Genomic DNA, 21180 nt, shown 5'->3' with positions numbered 1-21180 from the left:
GATGTTCGATTTTCGTGTCAAGCGCACCACGCGCGCGGCACCGGGGACGCATGACAGCTCGTGCCGCCGATGAGTCTGCGGGGCCCGAACGGTCTACCTGGTGACGAAACGGGTCCGGCAGCACCCTGCGAAGGGCCGATGGAGCGTGAAGGGACCGAAGGGGCCGAAGGTGCCGGGCCAGGGGGCCGAGGGGCCGTAGGGGCATAGGGGGCCGAGGGGCCGAAGGGGCCGCCACCAGGAGGACAGTGCAGTGACCGCACGTACGAGCAGGGTGACCTGCGACCTCTCGATCTCCGCCGACGGGTACTCGGCCGGGCTCAACCAGACCGAGCAACGCCCGTTCGGCGACGACGCCGGTGATGGCTGGGGCAGCAGGCTGCACGCCTGGATGTTCGAAACCCCACAGCAGCGGCAGGCCGAGCTCGACCGGCTGGCGCGGTTCGGCGCCTTCATCATGGGGCGGAACATGTTCGGCCCCGTGCGCGGTCCATGGGACCGGCAGTGGAAGGGCTGGTGGGGCGACGAGCCGCCGTACCACGCACTGGTCTTCGTGCTCACCCACCACCCACGCGACCCGCAGCCGATGGACGGCGGCACCACGTTCCACTTCGTCACCGACGGCATCGAATCCGCGCTGCGGCAGGCTCGCGAGGCGGCCGGGGACCGGGACGTGTCGATCCACGGAGGCGCGACCACCATCAACCAGTACCTCGCCGCGGGCCTGATCGACGAGCTACGGCTGCACATCGTGCCGTTCACCCTCGGCGCCGGCACCCGCCTGTTCGACGGCGTCCCGCCCCTGAATCTTGAGCAGGTGGAGTCACGGGCGGCGAACTCGGTGACCCACGTGACCTACCGCGTACTGCCCCGAGCCTGAGCGCCCAGCACCGCGGCCTGCCGCCCGCCTCAGCCTTCCTGCGGACCGCGCCCCTCCCGCGAGCCGCCGTCCTCCTGCGCCCCAGCCTCCCGCGTGCCGTCCCCCGGCGCCCCCGCGCCGAGCCGCCACCGCCGCCATATCTGCCCGCCGCGCAGGAACGGCCCCTGACCGCCCCCGCCCCGGCGTCGGTGCCCGTGCACGCGCGGGTCGTCCGTGACGGCGTAGCGCTTGACGTACGCCCCCAGGAAAGCCTGGAGCGTGGCGATCGCCGGGATGGCGATCAGCGCGCCGACCGCGCCGAGCAGCGCGGTTCCCGCGATGACGGAGCCGAAGGCGACGGCGGGGTGGATGTCGACGGTCTTGGAGGTCAGCTTCGGCTGGAGCACATAGTTCTCGAACTGCTGATAGACCACGACGAAGATCAGCACCCACAGCGCGTACCAGGGATCGACCGTGAAGGCGATCAGCATGGGCAGGGCGCCCGCGAGATAGGTGCCGATGGTCGGGATGAACTGCGACACCAGGCCCACCCACACCGCGAGCACGGGCGCGTAGGGCACACCCAGCACCTGGAGCAGGACGTAGTGGGCCACGCCCGAGATCAGCGCCATCAGGCCGCGCGAGTACAGATAGCCGCCGGTCTTGTTGACGGCGATCTCCCAGGCGCGCAGCACCTCGGCCTGCTTGGACGGCGGCAGGACGGAGCACAGCGCGCGGCGCAGCCGTGGCCCGTCGGCGGCGAAGTAGAACGAGAACAGGGTGATCGTCAGCAGCTGGAAGAGCCCGCCGAGCACCTGCGCCGAGATGTCCAGCACGCCGGTCGCGCTGTTCTGGACGTAGTCGCGCAGCCAGTCGGAGCGCAGCAGGCCCTCTTGGACGTCGACGCGCTTCAGGTCGGTGTTGAAGTGTGTGTTGATCCAGTTGATGACGGAGTCGAGATAGTCGGGGAAGCCCTCGACCATCTTGATGATCTGGCCCGCGAGCATGGAGCCCATCAAGGTGACGAAGCCCGCGGACAGGACGATCACCATCAGGAAGACCAGGCCCGTGGCCAGCCCCCGGCGCATCCCGCGGGAGGCCATCCAGCTCACCGCGGGCTCGATGGCGAGCGCCAGGAAGAACGCGATGAGGATGTTGATCAGCAGGCCGGTGAGCTGGTGGAAGGCCCAGCTGCCGAGCTGGAAGCAGGCGTAGAGGGCCAGCGCGAGCACCATGGCGCGCGGCAGCCAGCGCGGCATGCGGACGCCCGGCTCGACGGCCCCGCCGGCGGGCGGCCGGGTGGGCGGTGTCGTGCCGGTCGGGGATGCCTGCGGGGCGGTCTGCCCGGTCTCGTCGGTGGGTGCCACGGGTCAAGTCTGGCCCACGGCGCTGACAGCCGTGGGTCGTCCGGCGGGCATCGTGCCCGTCAGCGCCGCTCCTGCGGCACGTTCATGACGGTGCAGACCACACGCCACACGTCCTTGGCCTCCCAGCCGGAGTCCAGAGCCTCGTGGACCGTGCGCCCGCCGAGCTCCGACATCACGTGATCGCGCGCGAAGGTTTCGGCGTATCCCGCACCGAAGTGCTCCGCCATCCGCTCCCAGAAGACCGTCAACCGCATGACACCAGTATCCCGCCTATGCGAGTGGGCCCTGGCCCGGACGGCTTGCCGGGACGGTTTTCGGCCCTACGGTCTGACCATGGCCGAAACAGGAGCATCCCCACTCCCCCCGACGCCCCCGGCGCACTCCCCGCTCTTCCGCGCCGAGCACTTCGTCTGGCTCACCGCGCGCGTGCTGGAGCAGCGGCTGTTCGCGTACCACTTCCTGGACGGACCCGCCGACCCGGTGGAGACCGCGCTGGACGCCTACCGCAACGACGACGGCGGGTACGGGCACGCGCTGGAGCCCGATCTGCGCGGCCCCGTCTCCCAGCCGCTGCACACCGCGCACGCGCTGCGCGTGCTGGACTCCGTCGGGCGCTGCGGCGGGCAGCGTGTGGAACGCATGTGCCGCTATCTGACCCGCGTCTCCACACCGGAAGGTGCCCTTCCGGTGGTGCATCCCAGCCAGCGCGGCTACCCGGCGGCCCCGTTCGTCCCGATCGTCGACGAGCCGCCCGGCGAGCTCCTGACCACCGGGCCGGTCGTGGGCCTGCTGCATCGCAACGAGGTGTGGCACGCGTGGCTGTTCCGCGCCACCGACTTCTGCTGGCAGGCGATCGAGGGGCTGAAGAGCTCCCATCCCTACGAGGTCCATGCGGCCGTCGCCTTCCTGGACTCCGCGCCCGACCGCCCGCGCGCGGAGGCGGCCGCCGACCGGCTGGGCCGGCTGGTGCGCGAGCAGCGCCTGGTGGCACTCGACCCGGAGCGCCTGGACGCCTACCCGGTGGCTCCCGGCTACGCCCCCGGCGAGCACCACTTCCCGCACGACTTCGCCCGGACACCGCGGTCCCTCGCGCGCGCGTGGTTCACGGACGAGGAGATGTCCCGCTCGCTGGACCACCTCGCCGCGGAGCAGGCGGAGGACGGCGGCTGGCCGGTCCGCTGGCGCCAGTGGGCCCCGGGCACCGCCCTGGAGGCCCGCCCCATGGTGACGATCGAGGCACTGCGCACCCTCAGGGCGTACGGCCGCTTCATCGGCTGAAGGGGCGGTGGCTCCTCAGCCGCCGAGCGCCCGCACCGCCGCCGTCACCACGACGGCGGCGGCCACGACGATCAGGAAGGGAGCGCGCAGCACCAGCGCCACGGCGGCCGCGGCGACGCCCGCCACGCGCGCGTCCAGCACCAGTGCCTGTCCGTCGGCGAACGTCTGCTGCGCTGTGAGGGCGGCGAGCAGGGCGACCGGGAGCAGTGCGGCCAGCCGTCGGACGACGGGCCGCTCCAGCGCCCCGGCGGGGACGAGCAGTCCGGCGAGCTTGACGGCGTAGCAGCCGACGGCGGTGACGGCGATCGCGATCCAGAAGTTCATCGGTCGCCCTCCCGCGTACCGCCGTCACGGCGTCCCCGCACCCACAGGACGGCCGGTGCCGCGAGGGCGGCCAGCAGGACCGGTACGCCCGCGGGCAGCACCGGCAGCAGGCCGAGGCCGAGGACGACGGCGAGCCCGGCCACCGCCCGTTCGGTGGTGCTGGTCAGCATGGGGGCCAGCAGGGCCAGGAAGACGGCCGGACCGGCGGCGTCCAGGCCCCACGCGTCCGTGTCGCCGATGGCCTCCGCGCCCAGCGCCCCGACCAGCGTGGTGAGGTTCCACAGCAGGTAGAGGCTGAGCCCGGTCACGGTGAAGCCGATCCGCGCGGCGCGCCGCGTGGGCTGGGCGAGCGCCACCGCCGTGGTCTCGTCGATGACCCACTGCGCGGCGAACGGGCGCACCGCGCGCGGGAGGGCCAGCAACTGCGACAGGCGCAGCCCGTAGAAGGCGTTGCGCACCCCCAGGAAGAAGGCACCCGCCGCGGCCGTGAACGGGTTCCCTCCGGCGGCCAGCGCCCCCACCAGCGCGAACTGGGACGCGCCGGTGAAGACCAGCAGGCTGAGCGCACAGGTCTGCAGGACGGTGAGCCCGCTGCCCGCCGAGGTCACCCCGAACGCGAAGCCGGACAGTCCTACCGCGATCCCGACCCCGAGGGCGTCCCGTACGACGGCCCCGTCGGACTTCGCCGGTCCGCCGGTGCCGGGCGGCCCTCCTGCGCCGTCGGCCGCGCTGCCTGCTGTGAGTGCTGTCTGTTCTGCCACGTGTCGGACGGTAGGAGGAGCCCTCCCGGCCGGTCTTGTACGTTCTTGCGTTCCCGCTGGTACGCCCCCGGCGGTACGCCGACGATGCGGCTGAAGTGCCGGTTCAGGTGCGGCTGGTCGGTGAAGCCCACGGTCACGGCCACCTCGGCGGGCGCGGTGCCGGCGTCCAGCAGCCGCCGGGCGCGCCGCACTCTGGCGTCGGTCAGCCAGGCGTGGGGCGGCATTCCGTAGGCGTCCCGGAAGGCCCGCAGCAGGGCGAAGGGGCTGGTCCCGAGGTCCGCGGCGAGCCGTTCCAGCGTCGGCGGCTCGGCCATCCGCTCCTCCAGCACGGCACGCGCGCGTGCGGCGACGCGTGCCCCCGCCGTCCGCACGGCCCGCTGCGGCAGCGGCCCGCCGTTGAGCCGGAGCAGCCGCGTCACGGCCACGCGCAGCAGGGTGTCGGCGGCGAGCGCGTTGCCCTCGTCGGTGGCGCGCAGCACCTGGTGGACCAGGGCGACGGTGTGGGGATCGTCGAGGACGGGACTGACGAAGCCGGGGGTGCCGCGGATCGACGTCGTCTCGGCCGCGATGCCGGCCACGACCTCGGGCGACGGGTAGATCGCCCCGTACCGCCAGCCCTCGGGCACCCCGGCCCGCCCGGTGTGCGGGGTGTCCGGGTTGACCAGGGCGAGCGCCCCGGCGCCCGCGTACTGGTCGCCGCTGCCGTGGTGGAAGATCTCCACACCGTCGGCGATGGCGGCGATCACGAAGCTCTCGTGCGTGTGGCGCACGAACGTCTTGCGGATGTACCGGGCCCGCAGCAGATCGACGCCGGGCAAGTCGGCGTACCGCCAGTGCCGCGCCCGCTCCCCGGAACCTGCCATGTGTCCATTGTCGGCCAGTCGGATGATGTACGGAGACGACACGGCCCCGACCACCTGCCGGCGCACGGCCATCGCCCGACCCCCACCCGCAGCCCGACCCCCAGCCCCAGCCCCACTCCCAGCCCAGCGCCGCCGGGCGCACGTCTCCGACCGACGCAAACCCGCAGCTCAGCCCCATTGTCAGTGGCGGGGTGCAGGATGGACGCATGGTCAGCTCCGCCCACCAGGCCCTCGACGGCTTCTCCCCCGCGACCCGCGGCTGGTTCACGGGGGCCTTCTCCGCGCCCACCGCGGCTCAGGCGGGCGCGTGGCAGGCCATCCGTGAGGGGTCGGACGTGCTGGTGGTCGCCCCCACCGGCTCCGGCAAGACCCTGGCCGCCTTCCTCGCCGCCCTGGACCAGCTCGCCTCCACACCCCCGCCCGCCGACCCCAAGAAGCGCTGCCGCGTCCTGTACGTCTCACCGCTCAAGGCCCTCGCCGTGGACGTCGAGCGCAATCTGCGCAGCCCCCTGACCGGCATCCGCCAGGAGTCCGTGCGCCTGGGCCTACCCGAGCCCGAGGTGAAGGTGGGCATCCGCTCGGGCGACACCCCGGCCGCCGAGCGCCGCGCGCTGTCCACCCGCCCCCCGGACATCCTGATCACCACCCCGGAGTCCCTGTTCCTGATGCTGACGTCGGCCACGCGCGATGCGCTGACCGGCGTCGAGACGGTCATCCTGGACGAGGTGCACGCGGTCGCCGGCACCAAGCGCGGAGCGCATCTCGCCCTGTCCCTGGAGCGGCTGGACGAGCTGCTGCCGAGGCCCGCCCGCCGCATCGGCCTGTCGGCGACCGTGCGCCCCGTCGACGAGGTCGCCCGCTATCTGTCCCCGCGCCGCAAGGTCGAGATCGTCCAGCCCGCGTCGGGCAAGGAGTTCGACCTGTCCGTCGTCGTCCCGGTGGAGGACCTCGGCGAGCTGGGGGCCTCCCCGGCCGCGGACGGCGACTCAGGGGCGGAGCGCCCCTCGATCTGGCCGCATGTCGAGGAGCGCATCACCGACCTGGTCCAGTCCCACCGCTCCACGATCGTCTTCGCCAACTCCCGCCGCCTGGCCGAGCGCCTGTGCAACCGGCTCAACGAGATCGCCTACGAGCGGGCCACCGGCGAGACCCTGGACGAGCACCACGCCCCCGCCGAGCTGATGGGCGGCTCGGGCGCGGCCCAGGGCGCCCCGCCGGTCATCGCGCGCGCCCACCACGGCTCGGTCTCCAAGGAGCAGCGCTCCCTGGTCGAGGAGGACCTCAAGGCGGGCCGCCTGCCCGCGGTGGTCGCCACCTCCAGCCTCGAACTGGGCATCGACATGGGCGCGGTGGACCTCGTCGTGCAGGTGGAGTCCCCGCCGTCCGTGGCCTCCGGACTCCAGCGGGTGGGCCGCGCCGGACACCAGGTGGGCGCGGTCTCCACCGGCGTGGTCTTCCCCAAGTACCGCGGCGACCTCGTCCAGGCGGCCGTGGTCACCGAACGCATGCGCACCGGCTCCATCGAGTCGCTGAAGGTCCCCGCCAACCCGCTGGACGTCCTGGCCCAGCAAGTGGTGGCCATGACGGCCATGGACACCTGGCAGTTCGACGACCTGCTCGCCGCCGTCCGCCGCGCCGCGCCCTTCGCCTCGCTGCCCGAGTCCGCGTTCACGGCCGTCCTCGACATGCTCGCGGGCCGCTACCCGTCCGACGCCTTCGCGGAACTGCGCCCGCGCGTGGTGTGGGACCGCGTCGCCGGCACCATCACGGGCCGCCCCGGCGCCCAGCGCCTCGCCGTCACCTCCGGCGGCACGATCCCGGACCGCGGCCTGTTCGGGGTCTTCCTCGCCGGGGCCGACCCCAAGAAGGGCGGCGGCCGGGTCGGCGAGCTGGACGAGGAGATGGTCTACGAGTCCCGTGTGGGCGATGTGTTCACGCTGGGCACCAGCTCCTGGCGCATCGAGGACATCACCCGCGACCGCGTCCTCGTCTCCCCCGCACCCGGTGTCCCCGGCCGGCTGCCCTTCTGGAAGGGCGACCAGCTGGGCCGCCCGCTCGAACTGGGCCGCGCGGTCGGCGCGTTCCTGCGCGAGGTCGGCTCCCTGAGCAAGGAGGACGCCCGCCTGCGCCTCCTCGCCGCGGGCCTGGACGCCTGGGCCGCGGACAATGTGCTGTCGTACCTGGACGAGCAGCGCGAGGCGTGCGGCCATGTCCCCGACGACCGCACGATCGTCGTCGAACGGTTCCGGGACGAGCTGGGCGACTGGCGGGTCGTCGTCCACTCCCCCTTCGGCGCCCAGGTCCACGCCCCCTGGGCCCTCGCCCTCGGCGCCAAACTCTCCGAGCGGTACGGCATGGACGCCCAGGTGATGCACGCCGACGACGGCATCGTGCTGCGCCTGCCCGACGCCGACCTGATGGGCCTGGACCTGCTCGACCAGGAGCCCATGAAGGCCGGCACGGAGTACGACGCCGAGCAGGCACCCGTCGGCGCGGCGGACGTCGTCTTCGACAAGGGCGAGGTCGACCAGATCGTCACCGACCAGGTCGGCGGCTCCGCGCTGTTCGCGTCCCGGTTCCGCGAATGCGCCGCCCGCGCGCTGCTGCTGCCGCGCCGCAACCCCGGCAAGCGCACCCCGCTGTGGCAGCAGCGCCAGCGTGCCGCGCAACTGCTGGAGGTGGCCAGCGAGTTCGGCTCGTTCCCGATCGTCCTGGAAGCGGTCCGCGAATGCCTCCAGGACGTCTTCGACGTCCCCGGCCTGGTCGAGCTCATGGGCGACCTGGAGTCCCGCAAGGTGCGCCTCGTCGAGGTCACCACCCCCGAGCCGTCCCCGTTCGCGCGCTCGCTCCTGTTCGGCTACGTCGCCCAGTTCCTGTACGAGGGCGACTCGCCGCTCGCCGAGCGCCGCGCGGCCGCGCTGTCGCTGGACTCGCGGCTGCTGGCCGAGCTGCTCGGTCAGGCGGAGCTGCGCGAACTGCTCGACGCCGAGGTGCTGGCCGAGCTGGAGCGGGAGCTGCAGTGGCTCACCGAGGACCGGCGGGTGAAGGACGTCGAAGGCGTCGCCGACGTGCTCCGCGTCCTCGGCCCGCTCACCGACGCCGAACTCACCGAGCGCGGTGCCGAACCGCACTGGGCACAGGAGCTGGCGTCGGCACGCCGCGCGATCCGGGTGCGTATCGCCGGCGCCGACCACTGGGCGGCGATCGAGGACGCCGGACGGCTGCGCGACGCGCTCGGCACCGCGCTGCCGGTCGGTGTCCCGGAGGCATTCACCGAGCCGGTGAAGGACCCCCTGGGCGACCTCCTCGCGCGCTATGCCCGCACCCACGGTCCGTTCACCTCGGCCACGGCCGCCGCCCGGTTCGGCCTGGGTGTCGCGGTCACCGACGGCGCCCTGCACCGGCTGGCCGCGGCCGGGCGGGTCGTCCAGGGCGAGTTCCATCCGGCCGGGATCGGCCAGGAGTGGTGCGACGCGGCGGTCCTGCGCCGACTGCGCCGCCGTTCGCTGGCCGCGCTCCGGCACGAGCTGGAGCCGGTGCCTCCGGCCGCGCTCGCCCAGTTCCTCCCGCAGTGGCAGCACATCGGCAGGGGGCACGGGCTGCGGGGCATCGACGGGCTGGTGCGGGCCATCGAGCAGTTGCAGGGCGCGTCCGTCCCCGCGTCCGCCCTGGAGAAGCTGGTCCTGCCCTCCCGTGTCACCGACTTCAGCCCGGCGATGCTCGACGAGCTCACCGCGGCCGGCGAGGTGGTGTGGGCCGGCGCGGGTTCGCTGCCCGGAAAGGACGGCTGGGTCTCGCTGTACATGGCCGACGCGGCCCCGCTGCTCCTCCCGGCGCCCCACCCGCTGGAGCTGACGGCACTGCACCAGTCCGTCCTGGACGCCCTCTCCGGCGGCTACGGCCTGTTCTTCCGTCAGATCGCCGACCAGGTCCGCGCCACCACGCACCCCGAGGCCACCGACCCCCAACTGGCCGACGCGATCTGGGACCTGGCCTGGTCCGGCCGGCTCACCAACGACACGCTGGCCCCGATGCGCGCCCTGCTGGGTTCCGGCCGCACCGCCGGTTCCACCGCCCACCGCGCCAAGCGCACCGTCCCGCGCGGCCGCTACGGCTCCCTGACGGCCGCCGCCCGCCCGGCCTCCCGCACCGGCCCCCCGACCGTCGCCGGCCGCTGGTCCCTGCTCCCGCAGCGCGACGCCGACACCACCGTGCGCGCCCACGCCCTCGGCCGCGTCCTCCTCGACCGGCACGGCGTCGTGACCCGTGGCGCGGTCGGCTCCGAGGGCGTCGAGGGCGGCTTCTCGGCGATCTACCGTGTGCTGTCCGCCTTCGAGGAGAGCGGCCAGGCCCGCCGCGGTTATGTGGTGGAGGGCCTGGGCGCCGCCCAGTTCGCGATGGACGGCGCGGTGGACCGCCTCCGCGCGGTGGCCAACGCCCGCGAGGGCCTGACCGGTCCGGCGTTCACCAACGGCCAGGACCCCTCCGCGTCGGCCTTCGGCACCACGCCCCCGTTCGCCACGCCACCCGGCGGCGACACGGCATCGCCCTTCGACAACCCGGCCGCCGCCGACGACCCGGCCTCCTTCGGCACCGCGTCCCGCTTCGACACGGCATCCCCCTTCGACACCGCGCCCTCCTTCGGCACGACCCCGCCCTTCGCCGACGACACCTTCTCCTTCCCGGGCGACCCGACCGCCCCCGGTGGCCTCCCCTCGGAAACCCCCAGGGCCCCCGGCGACTGGATCTCCCCGCGCGACCTCGCCCCCTCCTCCAGCCCCTCCTGGCGAGGCACCGGCCCCGGCACCTCCCGCCCGGGCCACGGCCGACGCCCCTCCCCCGCCTCACGAGCCGTCGTCCTGGCCGCAGCCGACCCCGCCAACGCCTACGGCGCCGCCCTCCCCTGGCCGGAGCCGCCGACCGGCGCCGGGCACAAGCCGGGCCGCAAGGCGGGCTCGCTCGTGGTCCTGGTCGACGGCGAGCTGACGCTCTACATGGAGCGCGGCGGCAAGACCCTGCTGGCCTGGCTCGCCGACCCGGACGGCGGCGCCGACTCCGTCGCCGACGACCCCCGGCTGCACGAGGCCGCCGAGGCACTGGCGGCAGCCGCCCGCGCGGGTTCCCTCGGCACCGTCACGGTGGAGCGCATCAACGGCACCTCCGCCCTGACGTCCCCCCTCGGCACCCTCCTGGAAGGAGCCGGCTTCATCGCGACCCCACGCGGCCTGCGCCTGCGGGCCTAGCAGCCCCAGAACGCCGCGCTCCGCCCACCTGCCATCCCCACCCCGCCATCCCCACCCACCATCCCCGCCCACCCGTGCCACCCTTGACCCATGCCCGAAGGCGACACCGTCTGGCAGACCGCGAAGAGGCTGCACCACGCCCTCGCGGGCAACGTGCTGACCCGCTCCGACCTCAGGGTGCCGAAGTACGCCACGGCCGACCTCACCGGCCGTACCGTCCTGGACGTCACCCCGCGCGGAAAACACCTGCTCACCCGCATCGAGGGCGGTGTGACCCTGCACTCGCACCTGCGGATGGACGGCTCCTGGAAGGTGTACGAGGCCGGACAGCGCTGGAGCGGCGGCCCCGGGCACCAGATCCGAGCCGTCCTGGGCACCGCCCACCACACGGCCGTCGGCTACCGGCTCCCGGTCCTGGAGCTGCTGCGGACCACGGAGGAGGAGCGGGTCGTCGGCCATCTGGGTCCTGATCTGCTGGGCCCCGACTGGGACCCGGACAAGGCCCTGGCCAATCTCCTCGGCGATCCCGCCCGCCCGCTCGGCGAAGCCCTGCTCGACCAGCGCAATCTGGCGGGCATCGGCAATGTCTACAAGAGCGAGCTGTGCTTCCTGCTCGGCGTCACGCCCTGGCTCCCGGTCGGCGCTCTCCCCGCCGACCGCGCGGCCGCGCTCCCCGGCCTCGCCAAGCGGCTGCTGGAGGTCAACCGCGACCGCCCGATCCGCGCCACGACCGGCCGGCGCGGCCAGGACCTGTTCGTGTACGGCCGCGCCGCCCGCCCCTGCCTGCGCTGCGGCACCCCGATCCGCCTCGCCGACCTGGGTGACGGGTCCCGCGAACGCCCCACGTACTGGTGCCCCACCTGCCAGCCCGGCCCCGCTCCGGCCCGACAGCTCCCCCACGGTCCGAGGAAAACCCACCCCACCAATTGACGGTCCGTCAGATACGTTCGTACGTTCCCCTCATGGCCGTCGACGCGTACGACCTCACCGCACGCACCGCCTTCGTCACCGGCGCCGCGAGCGGCATCGGCCGTGCCTGCGCGCTCCTGCTCGCCCGCGCGGGCGCCACCGTGCACTGCGCCGACCTCGACCTACCGGGCCTCGACGAGACAGCCGCCCAGATCAGAGCCGAAGGCGGTACAGCCGTCCCGCACCACGTCGACGTCACCGATCGCACCGGGCTGCGCAAGGCCGTCGAAGCGTGCGAGCGACCGCACATCATGGCCGCGATCGCCGGGATCATGCACAGCAGCCCGGTCCTGGAGACACGGGACGAGGACCTGGACCGCGTACTCGACGTCAACTTCAAGGGCGTCCTGTACGCCTGCCAGGAGGCCGCCCGTCTGATGCTCGCGCACCGGATCAGGGGCAGCATCGTCACGATGGCCTCCGGCGCCGTCGACACCGGCGGCCCCGGCCTGCTCTGCTACGGCGCCGCCAAGGCGGCCGTCGTCCAGCTGACCAAGACCCTCGCGACGGAGGTCGGCCCGCACGGCATCCGTGTCAACGCCGTCGCACCGGGCTGGATCCGCACGCCCATGACCGACCGTCACGAAGCCGGGGCGCAGGACCGCATCGAGGCCCTCATGGCCCGCAGATCACCCCTGGGCCGAGTGGGTGAACCGGAGGACGTGGCCCACGCCGTCCTGTACCTGGCCTCGGACGCCTCGGCCTTCATGACCGGCCAGATCCTCCGCCCGAACGGCGGCGTCGCGATGCCGTGGTGACACTCCCCCACCACCCGAGCCTCACGCCGGAGCCCTCCCCACCACTCCAGACCCACGCCGAGCCCGCCCCACACTGAACCCGCCCCACCACCCAAGCCTCACACCCAGCCCACCCCACCCCACCCCCGCCCAAGAACCTCACGCACCCCCAAGAACCTCACACACCCCCACGCCAAGCCCGAACCCACCGCCCCTCCCCCAAGGCCCCCTCAGCCCGCCCCTTGGGCACGCAGTGCACCGGCAGCAGACTCAGCCCCCACCCTCCCGCCGCCACCGCACCCTCCAGCACGCCCGCGTCCGGCGCGACCGCCAGCCGCACCACGGCCCACCACCACACCGCCCCGAGCCCGAGCCCGACCCCCCAGCGCGCTATCCGCCCCGCCATCGCGCCACCTCCAGCCCGAACACCCGACACAGCCGTCCACCGGAGCCCGACCTCCACCGGAGCCCGACCACCACCGGAGCCCGACCACCACCACGAGCCGAGCCCCGCCGCCGACCTCCCGTCACCCCCGGCCACCGGCCGCCCCTCCGGCCCATCCGCCGAACGACGCTAGGCACCGCCCACCCCACCCAAGCAGGGCGCACCCCCGGCACACAGATGCAGCACCGGCGGCCCCCAAGGGAACCGCCGGCCCCGACGTCACCCGTTCTCGGCTTGAAACATCCAGTGATGCTTTTCAAGATCCGCGGTGATCCCGATGAAGATGTCCTGCGACACCGGATCCGCCTCCGCGGTCGCCGTCACCCGCTCCCGCATCCGCCCGATCACCGCCGCCAACGCGTCCACGAGCACTCCCACCGCGTCGGCGTCCTTCACCCACCCGCCGGGCACCGACCCGATGCCGCTGCCGCTCGCGACGGTCGCGGCACGGCCGTCGGGCGAGACACCGAGCGCCGAGGCCCGTTCGGCGACCGTGTCGGAGTGGGTCCGGGCGGTGTCGACGACCTCGTCGAGCTGAAGGTGCACGGACCGGAAACGCGGCCCGACCACATTCCAGTGGACCTGCTTGGCCACCAGGGAAAGGTCCACCAGATCGACGAGGGCACCCTGCAGCGCCTCGGACACGGTCTTCAGATCGGCGTCGGACAGCGGGCTCTTCACGACGTACATGCACAACTCCGTGGATCGCGACGGAACACGTCCCTCCACCATGACCGCCCCACGGAATACCGGCAAACGGACCAAACCACCCCACCCGGCCGCATCACACCTCACCACCCCCACCGCACTCCCCCGCCCGCATCCGCCCCCGAACGCGCGAAAGCCCCCGCCCGAGCCCCTCCGGTTCATCCGGAGAAGCCCCGGCCGGGGCCTCACACCGGCACGCCGCACAGGGCGGGCCGGCTCACACACTCACGCGGCGACGACGTCCACCGCTTCGGCGGGTGCCTTGATGGTCACCCGTTCCGGTGGCACACCGGTCACCGAAACGGAACCCAGCATCGGACGCACCGGCGTGCGTACAGGCTCACTGGGAGTGGCCGCTGCGGACTGGGCCAGCTCGGCGAGGGCGAGCTCGTCGCTCACTTCTCGCATGAGCTCGGACATCCGTACGTCCAGCGCGTCGCAGATGGCGGCGAGCAGTTCGGAGGAAGCCTCCTTCTGCCCCCGCTCCACCTCGGAGAGATAGCCGAGTGAGACTCGGGCGGACGAGGAGACTTCGCGCAGAGTACGGCCCTGGCGCTGGCGCTGCCGACGCAGCACGTCACCCAGCAGGCGACGGAGCAGAATCATCGGTGGCTCCCTCCTCGGACCGCGTAACCGCATCCTTCACGCCCCACCGTACCGCCTCGCGCCGCGGCCGTGCGGGGAGCGATGTCGTGTTCACTCAGGGCTGCAAACATCAAAACCCCCCGTTCTGTTCCGTATCCTGTGCCCGCTCATTCCCAGACTGTTCGCCCGTGAGCTCCCTCAGAAGCAGGGCGAGTACGCTCCGTACACTCTCCATACGAATTTCCGCACGATCGCCGTTCAACCGCAGCGCCCGCACTTTTCCGCCAGCGGCGGAACCGGAATCCACGGTACGGGGCCCGTCCACGGCGATGAAAACCGTGCCGACGGGCTGCCCGTCCTGGGGCTCGGGCCCGGCGACACCGGTCGTCGCGATGCCCCAGTCGGCGCCCAGCGCCTTGCGCACACCGGCCGCCATCTCCAGCGCGACCTGCGGATCCACCGCCCCGCGCTCCTCCAGCAGGGCCGCGTCGACACCGAGCAGCTCATGCTTGAGGGGGGTGGCGTACGCCGTCACCGCCCCGCGGAAGGCGCGGGAGGCGCCGGGCACCGCCGTCAGCTCGGAGGACACCAGTCCGCCGGTCAGCGACTCGGCGACGGCGAGCGTCTCGCCCCTCACCGTCAGTAGTCGCACCACGTCGGCGGCCGTGGAACTCACGCTTCCGTCTCCTCCGACGCCTTGTCGCGTTCGGCCATTCCGCGCCTGCGCAGCACAATGGCCTGTCTTACATAGTCCAACCCGGTCGCAACGGTCAGAACGACCGCGGCCGCCATCACCCACCACCGCAGCGTGGCCAGCCACCCCGTCAGCGCCAGGATGTACATCCCGACGGCCACGCCCTGGGTGAGCGTCTTGAGTTTGCCGCCGCGGCTCGCCGGGATGACGCCGTACCGAATGACCAGAAAACGCAGGAGCGTGATCCCGAGTTCCCGGCCGAGGATCACACCGGTCACCCACCACGGCAGATCCCCGAGTGAGGACAGACAGATCAGCGCCGCCCCCATGATCGCCTTGTCGGCGATGGGGTCGGCGATCTTCCCGAAGTCGGTGACCAGGTTGTACGTGCGCGCCAGGTGCCCGTCGAACAGATCGGTGATCATGGCGATGGCGAAGGCCGCCCAGGCGAACGAGCGCCAGGCGGGGTCGTATCCGCCGTCGGCCAGCATCAGCACCACGAAGGCGGGCACGAGCAGCAGCCGCAGCATCGTCAGCAGATTGGCGATGTTCCAGAGGCTGGCCTGGTTGACGGCCGCCGCCGCCAGCTTCCCGCCGCGCGGCCCTTTCCCACCAGCCTCGGCCCCGGCCGCCCCCGATGCACCGCCCTCGGCACCGACCGACGCGCCGCCCGCAGCACCGGCCGTCCCGGCCACGCCACCTTCGGCACCGACCGTCCCGGCCACGCCACCCTCGGCACCGACCGCCCCGGAGTCACCCCCGGCCCCGGCCGCCCCGGACACACCACCCGTGGCCGCCCCCGTGGACGCGGAAGCCCCCGCCTTGGCCGCACCGGCCTGCGACGGGCCCGCCTGGGAGGAGCCGCCCGCGGCGGATGCCGGGACTCCGGTCATCTGCCCGCCTCCTCAGTACACGAGCCCAGCAACGGCTCGGCGACCAGGTCGACCCCCTCGGTGCCGACCACCTTCGCCTCGACCATACGACCCACGGCGAGACCCTCGCCGCTCGTGAGCAGCACCTGGCCGTCCGTTTCGGGCGCCTGGTGGGCCGCGCGGCCGAAGACGCCGTCCTCCTCGTCCACCGACTCCACGAGCACCTGCACGGTCTCGCCGACGCGCTCCTCGGCACGCTGCGAGACGAGCTCCTCGGCGAGCCTCGAGACGCGCGCCAGCCGGTCGGCGACGACGTCCTCGTCCAGCTTGTTGTCGTACGTGGCCGCCTCGGTGCCCTCCTCGTCGGAGTAGCCGAAGACGCCGATGGCGTCCAGGCGCGCGCCGTTGAGGAAGCGCTCCAGCTCGGCCAGGTCGGCCTCGCTCTCGCCGGGGAAGCCCACGATGAAGTTGGAGCGCACACCCGCCTGGGGCGCCTTGCTCCGGATGGTGTCGAGCAGCTCCAGGAACCGGTCGGTGTCACCGAAGCGGCGCATCGACCGCAGCACGTCGGGTGCGGAGTGCTGGAAGGACAGGTCGAAGTAGGGGGCGACCTTCGGCGTGCCGGTCAGCACGTCGATCAGGCCGGGGCGCATCTCGGCGGGCTGGAGGTAGCTGACCCGCACCCGCTCGATGCCGTCGACGTCGGCCAGCTCGGGCAGCAGGGACTCCAGCAGGCGGATGTCGCCCAGGTCCTTGCCGTAGGAGGTGTTGTTCTCGGAGACCAGCATGATCTCCTTGACGCCCTGCTCGGCCAGCCAGCGCGTCTCGTTCAGCACATCGCTCGGCCGGCGGGAGATGAAGGAGCCGCGGAAGGACGGGATGGCGCAGAAGGTGCAGCGCCGGTCGCAGCCGGAGGCGAGCTTCACCGAGGCGACCGGGGAGCCGTCGAGGCGGCGGCGCAGCGGGGCGCGGGGGCCGGACTCGGGCGCCAGGCCCTCGGGAAGGTCCGCGGGCGCGCCGTGGCCCGGCAGCGCCACGTCCGTCGCGGACTGGCGCTCGGCCGGGCTGATCGGCAGCAGCTTGCGCCGGTCGCGCGGGGTGTGCGCGGCGTGGATGCCGCCGGACAGGATGGTCTGCAGGCGGTCGGAGATGTCGGTGTAGTCGTCGAAGCCGAGCACACCGTCGGCCTCCGGGAGGGCCTCGGCGAGCTCCTTGCCGTACCGCTCGGCCATGCAGCCGACCGCGACCACGGCTTGAGTGCGGCCGTGGTTCTTGAGGTCGTTGGCCTCCAGCAGGGCGTCGACAGAGTCCTTCTTGGCGGCGTCGACGAATCCGCAGGTGTTGACGACGGCGACGTCCGCGTCCGCGGCGTCCTCCACGAGCTGCCAGCCGTCCGCCTCCAAACGGCCCGCGAGTTCCTCCGAGTCCACCTCGTTACGGGCGCAGCCAAGTGTGACGAGTGCGACGGTACGGCGTTCAGGCATGGACTCAAGAGTACTTCGTCCCACCGACACCCCACGTCGACGGGGTTGGCCGATCTTGGCCAACCCCGTCCGCAACCGTCCCCAGGGCTCCGCTCAGCCGACCTGCGGGTCGCCCTTGGTGTAGGTCAGCCGCTCCACGGCACCCGGCTGGAAGTCGTCGTCGATCTTCTTGCCGTTGACGTAGAGCTGGACGGCCCCGGCGTCGCCGAGGACCAGGTTGATCTTGGAGCTGTCCTGGAAGGTCTTGGACTCGCCCTGTTCGAGCAGTCCGTCGAACAGCATGCGGCCGTTGTGGTCCTTCACCGCGACCCAGCTGCGTCCGTCGGCGGCGCTGATCCGGACGGTGACCTTGTCCTGGGGGGCGGCCGCGATGGCGCTCTCGGTCGGGTCGGGCTTGGGATCGGCGGGCTTCTTGCCGCCGGCGGAGGGCGCGGCGGTCTTCGTGGTGGTCGGCGTGGCGCCCTCGGCCACGTTGTCGGCGGGGGTGTCGGAGCCGCCGTTGACGACGGTGAAGCCGACGAAGCCGATCACCACGACGATCGCGGCGACCATGGCGGCGGTCCAGTTGGGTCCGCGCCGCTCGGGGCGGATGCGTTCCGCCTCGAACAGGGGCGCGGCGGGGGTCGGCGCCGGCCGGCCGCCGTGGGCGGCGTCGTACTGCTCGAGCAGCGGCGCCGGGTCGAGGTGGACGGCACGGGCGAGGGTCTTGATGTGACCGCGGGCGTACACGTCGCCACCACAGGGCGCGAAGTCGTCCGCCTCGATCGCGTGCACGATGGCGATACGGACCCGGGTGGCGGTACTGACGTCGTCGACGGTCATCCCGGCCGCGATCCGCGCCTCGCGCAGCGCACGGCCGATGGAGGGGCGGGCTTCCTCGGAAACGTCTTCGAACGGACGCTCGTCTTCAGGGGAGTTGCCGATGGACACGGGGGCGCCTTTCGAGCGTGTAGCCGCCTGTGCTGGAGGTTCAGTCTAGGGGGGTGCAAAAGGGCTGGGGCAACCGGGCGGTGGGACTTTGTACGCCATCGGAATGGCCGGTCATGCCGATGGTCGGGTACCTCTTTGTCGCTTCGCTCAACTTGACGTACGGCGAAGGGAAACGGTTGCCCAATGATCCCTTACGGGTGAGTCACGATCGAACACCCGCACGGTCTCGGATCCACAACAGCCTCCCGCGCGGGTCTCGTTTTTCCCTACCCGTCAGACTCCCCACGGATCAGCGCCAGCACTCCGTCCAGCTCGTCAGGCTTCACAAGAACGTCACGAGCCTTGGACCCCTCGCTCGGCCCCACGATGTTCCGCGACTCCATCAGGTCCATCAGCCGCCCCGCCTTGGCGAAGCCCACCCGCAGCTTGCGCTGGAGCATGGACGTCGACCCGAACTGCGTGGAGACCACCAGCTCGGCCGCCTGACACAGCAGGTCGAGGTCGTCGCCGATGTCCTCGTCGATCTCCTTCTTCTGCTTGGTGCCCACGGTGACGTCGTCCCGGAAGACCGGCGCCATCTGATCCTTGCAGTGCTGCACGACGGCCGCGACCTCGGCCTCGGTGACGAACGCGCCCTGCATACGGGTCGGCTTGTTCGCGCCCATCGGCAGGAACAGCCCGTCGCCCTTGCCGATCAGCTTCTCGGCACCGGGCTGGTCGAGGATGACCCGCGAGTCGGCGAGCGAGGAGGTGGCGAACGCGAGCCGCGAGGGCACGTTCGCCTTGATCAGACCGGTGACGACATCGACCGACGGCCGCTGCGTGGCCAGCACCAGGTGGATGCCGGCCGCACGCGCGAGCTGCGTGATCCGCACGATCGCGTCCTCGACGTCCCGCGGCGCCACCATCATCAGGTCGGCCAGCTCGTCGACGATCACCAGCAGATACGGATACGGCTGGAGCTCGCGCTCGCTGCCCTCGGGCGGCTTGACGGTGCCCTCGCGCACGGCCTTGTTGAAGTCGTCGATGTGCCGGTAGCCGTACGCGGCCAGGTCGTCGTAGCGCAGGTCCATCTCGCGGACGACCCACTGCAGCGCCTCGGCGGCCCGCTTGGGGTTGGTGATGATCGGCGTGATCAGGTGCGGGATGCCCTCGTAGGCGGTCAGCTCGACCCGCTTGGGGTCGACCAGGATCATCCGCACGTCCTCCGGGGTCGCCCGCATCATGATCGAGGTGATCAGGCAGTTGATGCAGGACGACTTGCCGGAGCCGGTGGCGCCGGCGACCAGCATGTGCGGCATCTTCGCCAGCGAGTGCATGACGTAGCCGCCCTCGACGTCCTTGCCGAAGGCGACCAGCATCGGGTCGTCGTCCTCGGCGGACTCCGCGAGCCGCAGCACGTCGCCGAGGTTGACCATCTCCCGGTCGGTGTTCGGGATCTCGATGCCGACCGCCGACTTGCCGGGGATCGGACTGATGATCCGCACGTCCGGGCTGGCGACGGCGTACGCGATGTTCTTGGTGAGCGCGGTGATCCGCTCGACCTTGACGGCCGGGCCGAGCTCCACCTCGTAGCGCGTGACCGTGGGGCCGCGGGTGAAGCCGGTGACGGCGGCGTCGACCTTGAACTCGGAGAAGACGGTGGTCAGCGAGGCGACGACGGCGTCGTTGGCCGCGCTGCGCGCCTTGCCGGGGCCGCCGCGGGTGAGCAGGTCCAGCGAGGGCAGCGCGTAGGTGATGTCGCCGGAGAGCTGGAGCTGCTCGGCGCGCGGCGGCAGGTCGCGGGTCTCCTCCGGCGGCGCCTTGGTGAGGTCGGGCACGGTCCCGGCCCCGGGCTTGTCCTGTCGCCGGGAGGCCGGGGCCGGGACCGGGGTCGGCGCGGTGTCCTCGCGGTCGGCCACGCTGACGCCCTGGGTGAGGTCGGCGACCAGCGGCGAGGGCGGCATGCCGTGCAGCACGGCCCCGTCCAGGTCCGCCGCGGCGGCCGCCGCCAGGTCCACGGGGTCGGGCCGCCGGTCCATCGCGGGCTGCGGCACCGAGGATCGCCGGGGACGGCCGCGGCGCCGGGAGAGCGCCTGCTCCTCCGCGGCATCGGGGTCGTACGTCTCGGGTGCGGGTCCGCGGCGGCGGGGGCGCGCGGGCAGGGCCTCGCGCCACTGCTCGTCGTAGCGCGCGTCGTCGTCGCCGTACTCGATGAACTCGTCCTGCTCCGGGTCGTGCAGCACGCCCAGTCTCACCCCGAGCTGCCGCAGCCGCTGGGGGACGGCGTTGACCGGGGTGGCGGTGACCACCAGCAGCCCGAAGATCGTCAGCAGCACCAGCAGCGGTACGGCGAGCACTTCGGTCACGGTGAAGGTCAGCGGTGTGGCCGCGCCCCAGCCGATCAGACCGCCGGCGTCCCTTATCCCCTGCATGCCGTGCTCGCGCGCGGGTGAGCCGCAGGCGATGTGCACCTGCCCGAGCACGCCGATGACCAGGGCTGACAGCCCGATCACGATCCGGCCGTTGGCCTCCGGCTTCTCCGGGTGCCGGATGAACCGCACGGCGATGACGGCGAGCAGGATCGGCACCAGCAGGTCGAGGCGGCCGAAGGCACCGGTCACCAGTATCTCGACCAGATCGCCGACGGGTCCGCGCAGATTCGACCAGGTGCCCGCGGCGACGATCAGGGCGAGCCCGAGCAGCAGCAGGGCGACGCCGTCCTTGCGGTGGGCCGGGTCGAGGTTCTTGGCGCCCTGCCCTATGCCGCGGAACACCGCGCCGACCGCGTGCGCGAGACCGAGCCAGATCGCGCGCACCAGCCGGTAGAGGCCCCCGGTGGGGCTCGGCGCCGGTGCCGGGGCCGGCTTCTTCGCCGCCGCCTTCTTGGCCGGTGCCTTCTTCGCCGCGGCCTTCTTCGCGGGGGCTTTCTTCGCAGCGGCCTTCCTCGCCGGAGCCTTCGCGGGAGCGGCCGCCTTCTTGGCGGGCTGCTTCTTGGCTGCGGAGGGACGTGAGGCCATAGGTGTGAGGTTACCTGCGGAGGCGACAGCGGACACGTGTGCCCGGTGCTTCACCCGTTCGTGTC

At 72.6% G+C, this 21180-nt stretch carries 17 protein-coding genes and 1 pseudogene; 5 read left to right on the top strand and 13 right to left on the bottom strand.

Translation table 11 applies throughout. The features are described from left to right. The first annotated feature begins 250 nt into the window (after nucleotides 1-250). A complete protein-coding gene (locus ACSU6M_RS25255; protein ID WP_437072524.1) occupies nucleotides 251-877 on the top strand; it encodes a dihydrofolate reductase family protein in 627 nt (208 codons plus the stop codon). Nucleotides 878-906: 29 nt separating this feature from the next. Here the strand turns inward: ACSU6M_RS25255 and ACSU6M_RS25250 are convergent, their stop codons facing one another. Together ACSU6M_RS25250 and ACSU6M_RS25245 are read right to left on the bottom strand one after the other, a co-directional pair. Then, on the bottom strand, nucleotides 907-2223 hold the full coding sequence (locus tag ACSU6M_RS25250; RefSeq protein WP_437072522.1) for an AI-2E family transporter: 1317 nt from the start codon (nucleotides 2221-2223) through the stop codon (nucleotides 907-909). A gap of 59 nt (nucleotides 2224-2282) precedes the next feature. Beyond that, the gene (locus tag ACSU6M_RS25245; protein ID WP_437072520.1) at nucleotides 2283-2477 is read right to left on the bottom strand and encodes a DUF3046 domain-containing protein; all 195 of its coding nucleotides are present in this window, start codon (nucleotides 2475-2477) and stop codon (nucleotides 2283-2285) included. 79 nt (nucleotides 2478-2556) lie between these two features. Between ACSU6M_RS25245 and ACSU6M_RS25240 the strand changes: the two genes are divergently transcribed. After that, nucleotides 2557-3501, top strand: coding sequence for a hypothetical protein (locus tag ACSU6M_RS25240; protein ID WP_437072519.1), 945 nt, complete (start codon nucleotides 2557-2559; stop codon nucleotides 3499-3501). 15 nt (nucleotides 3502-3516) lie between these two features. Here the strand turns inward: ACSU6M_RS25240 and ACSU6M_RS25235 are convergent, their stop codons facing one another. The 3 genes and pseudogenes from ACSU6M_RS25235 to ACSU6M_RS25225 all read right to left on the bottom strand — a co-directional run. Beyond that, nucleotides 3517-3825, bottom strand: coding sequence for an AzlD domain-containing protein (locus tag ACSU6M_RS25235; protein WP_437072517.1), 309 nt, complete (start codon nucleotides 3823-3825; stop codon nucleotides 3517-3519). After that, nucleotides 3822-4586, bottom strand: a complete 765-nt coding sequence (locus tag ACSU6M_RS25230) for an AzlC family ABC transporter permease (RefSeq protein ID WP_437072515.1) — start codon at nucleotides 4584-4586, stop codon at nucleotides 3822-3824. Before ACSU6M_RS25230 ends, ACSU6M_RS25235 begins: the two co-directional genes overlap by 4 nt. Before the next feature lie 113 nt (nucleotides 4587-4699). Further along, nucleotides 4700-5449, bottom strand: a pseudogene (locus tag ACSU6M_RS25225) (AraC family ligand binding domain-containing protein); the annotation flags it as partial. 206 nt (nucleotides 5450-5655) lie between these two features. Between ACSU6M_RS25225 and ACSU6M_RS25220 the strand changes: the two are divergent. From ACSU6M_RS25220 to ACSU6M_RS25210, 3 genes are all read left to right on the top strand, one after another. Continuing rightward, complete coding sequence (locus tag ACSU6M_RS25220) at nucleotides 5656-10692, top strand: ATP-dependent helicase (protein WP_437072514.1); 5037 nt, start codon at nucleotides 5656-5658, stop codon at nucleotides 10690-10692. 90 nt (nucleotides 10693-10782) lie between these two features. Further along, on the top strand, nucleotides 10783-11622 hold the full coding sequence (locus ACSU6M_RS25215; protein ID WP_437072512.1) for an Fpg/Nei family DNA glycosylase: 840 nt from the start codon (nucleotides 10783-10785) through the stop codon (nucleotides 11620-11622). Nucleotides 11623-11654: 32 nt separating this feature from the next. After that, on the top strand, nucleotides 11655-12419 hold the full coding sequence (locus ACSU6M_RS25210) for an SDR family NAD(P)-dependent oxidoreductase (protein WP_437072510.1): 765 nt from the start codon (nucleotides 11655-11657) through the stop codon (nucleotides 12417-12419). A gap of 157 nt (nucleotides 12420-12576) precedes the next feature. Here ACSU6M_RS25210 and ACSU6M_RS25205 read toward each other — a convergent pair whose 3' ends face one another. The 8 genes from ACSU6M_RS25205 to ACSU6M_RS25170 all read right to left on the bottom strand — a co-directional run bounded on the left by ACSU6M_RS25205 (nucleotide 12577) and on the right by ACSU6M_RS25170 (nucleotide 21115). Further along, nucleotides 12577-12804, bottom strand: a complete 228-nt coding sequence (locus tag ACSU6M_RS25205) for a hypothetical protein (protein ID WP_437072509.1) — start codon at nucleotides 12802-12804, stop codon at nucleotides 12577-12579. Between the two features lie 258 nt (nucleotides 12805-13062). Further along, nucleotides 13063-13533, bottom strand: coding sequence for a Dps family protein (locus ACSU6M_RS25200; protein WP_437072508.1), 471 nt, complete (start codon nucleotides 13531-13533; stop codon nucleotides 13063-13065). A 243-nt stretch (nucleotides 13534-13776) separates the two neighbouring features. Then, nucleotides 13777-14157, bottom strand: coding sequence for a helix-turn-helix domain-containing protein (locus ACSU6M_RS25195; protein WP_437072506.1), 381 nt, complete (start codon nucleotides 14155-14157; stop codon nucleotides 13777-13779). Between the two features lie 109 nt (nucleotides 14158-14266). After that, complete coding sequence (locus tag ACSU6M_RS25190) at nucleotides 14267-14812, bottom strand: CinA family protein (protein ID WP_437072504.1); 546 nt, start codon at nucleotides 14810-14812, stop codon at nucleotides 14267-14269. Further along, on the bottom strand, nucleotides 14809-15723 hold the full coding sequence (pgsA, locus tag ACSU6M_RS25185; protein WP_437072503.1) for a CDP-diacylglycerol--glycerol-3-phosphate 3-phosphatidyltransferase: 915 nt from the start codon (nucleotides 15721-15723) through the stop codon (nucleotides 14809-14811). Before pgsA ends, ACSU6M_RS25190 begins: the two co-directional genes overlap by 4 nt. Further along, a complete protein-coding gene (gene rimO, locus ACSU6M_RS25180) occupies nucleotides 15720-17186 on the bottom strand; it encodes a 30S ribosomal protein S12 methylthiotransferase RimO (protein ID WP_437072501.1) in 1467 nt (488 codons plus the stop codon). Before rimO ends, pgsA begins: the two co-directional genes overlap by 4 nt. Before the next feature lie 93 nt (nucleotides 17187-17279). Then, nucleotides 17280-18116 (bottom strand): helix-turn-helix domain-containing protein, encoded by an 837-nt coding sequence (locus tag ACSU6M_RS25175; RefSeq protein ID WP_437072500.1) that lies wholly within the window; start codon nucleotides 18114-18116, stop codon nucleotides 17280-17282. A gap of 266 nt (nucleotides 18117-18382) precedes the next feature. Next, on the bottom strand, nucleotides 18383-21115 hold the full coding sequence (locus ACSU6M_RS25170; protein WP_437072499.1) for a DNA translocase FtsK: 2733 nt from the start codon (nucleotides 21113-21115) through the stop codon (nucleotides 18383-18385). Nucleotides 21116-21180: the final 65 nt, after the last annotated feature.

Origin of the sequence: Streptomyces sp. enrichment culture (genome assembly GCF_964272895.1) — a bacterium.
GTDB lineage: Bacteria > Actinomycetota > Actinomycetes > Streptomycetales > Streptomycetaceae > Streptomyces.
The sequence above is the reverse complement of the archived record's forward strand: the minus strand, read 5'-3'. Positions and strand labels throughout refer to the sequence as shown.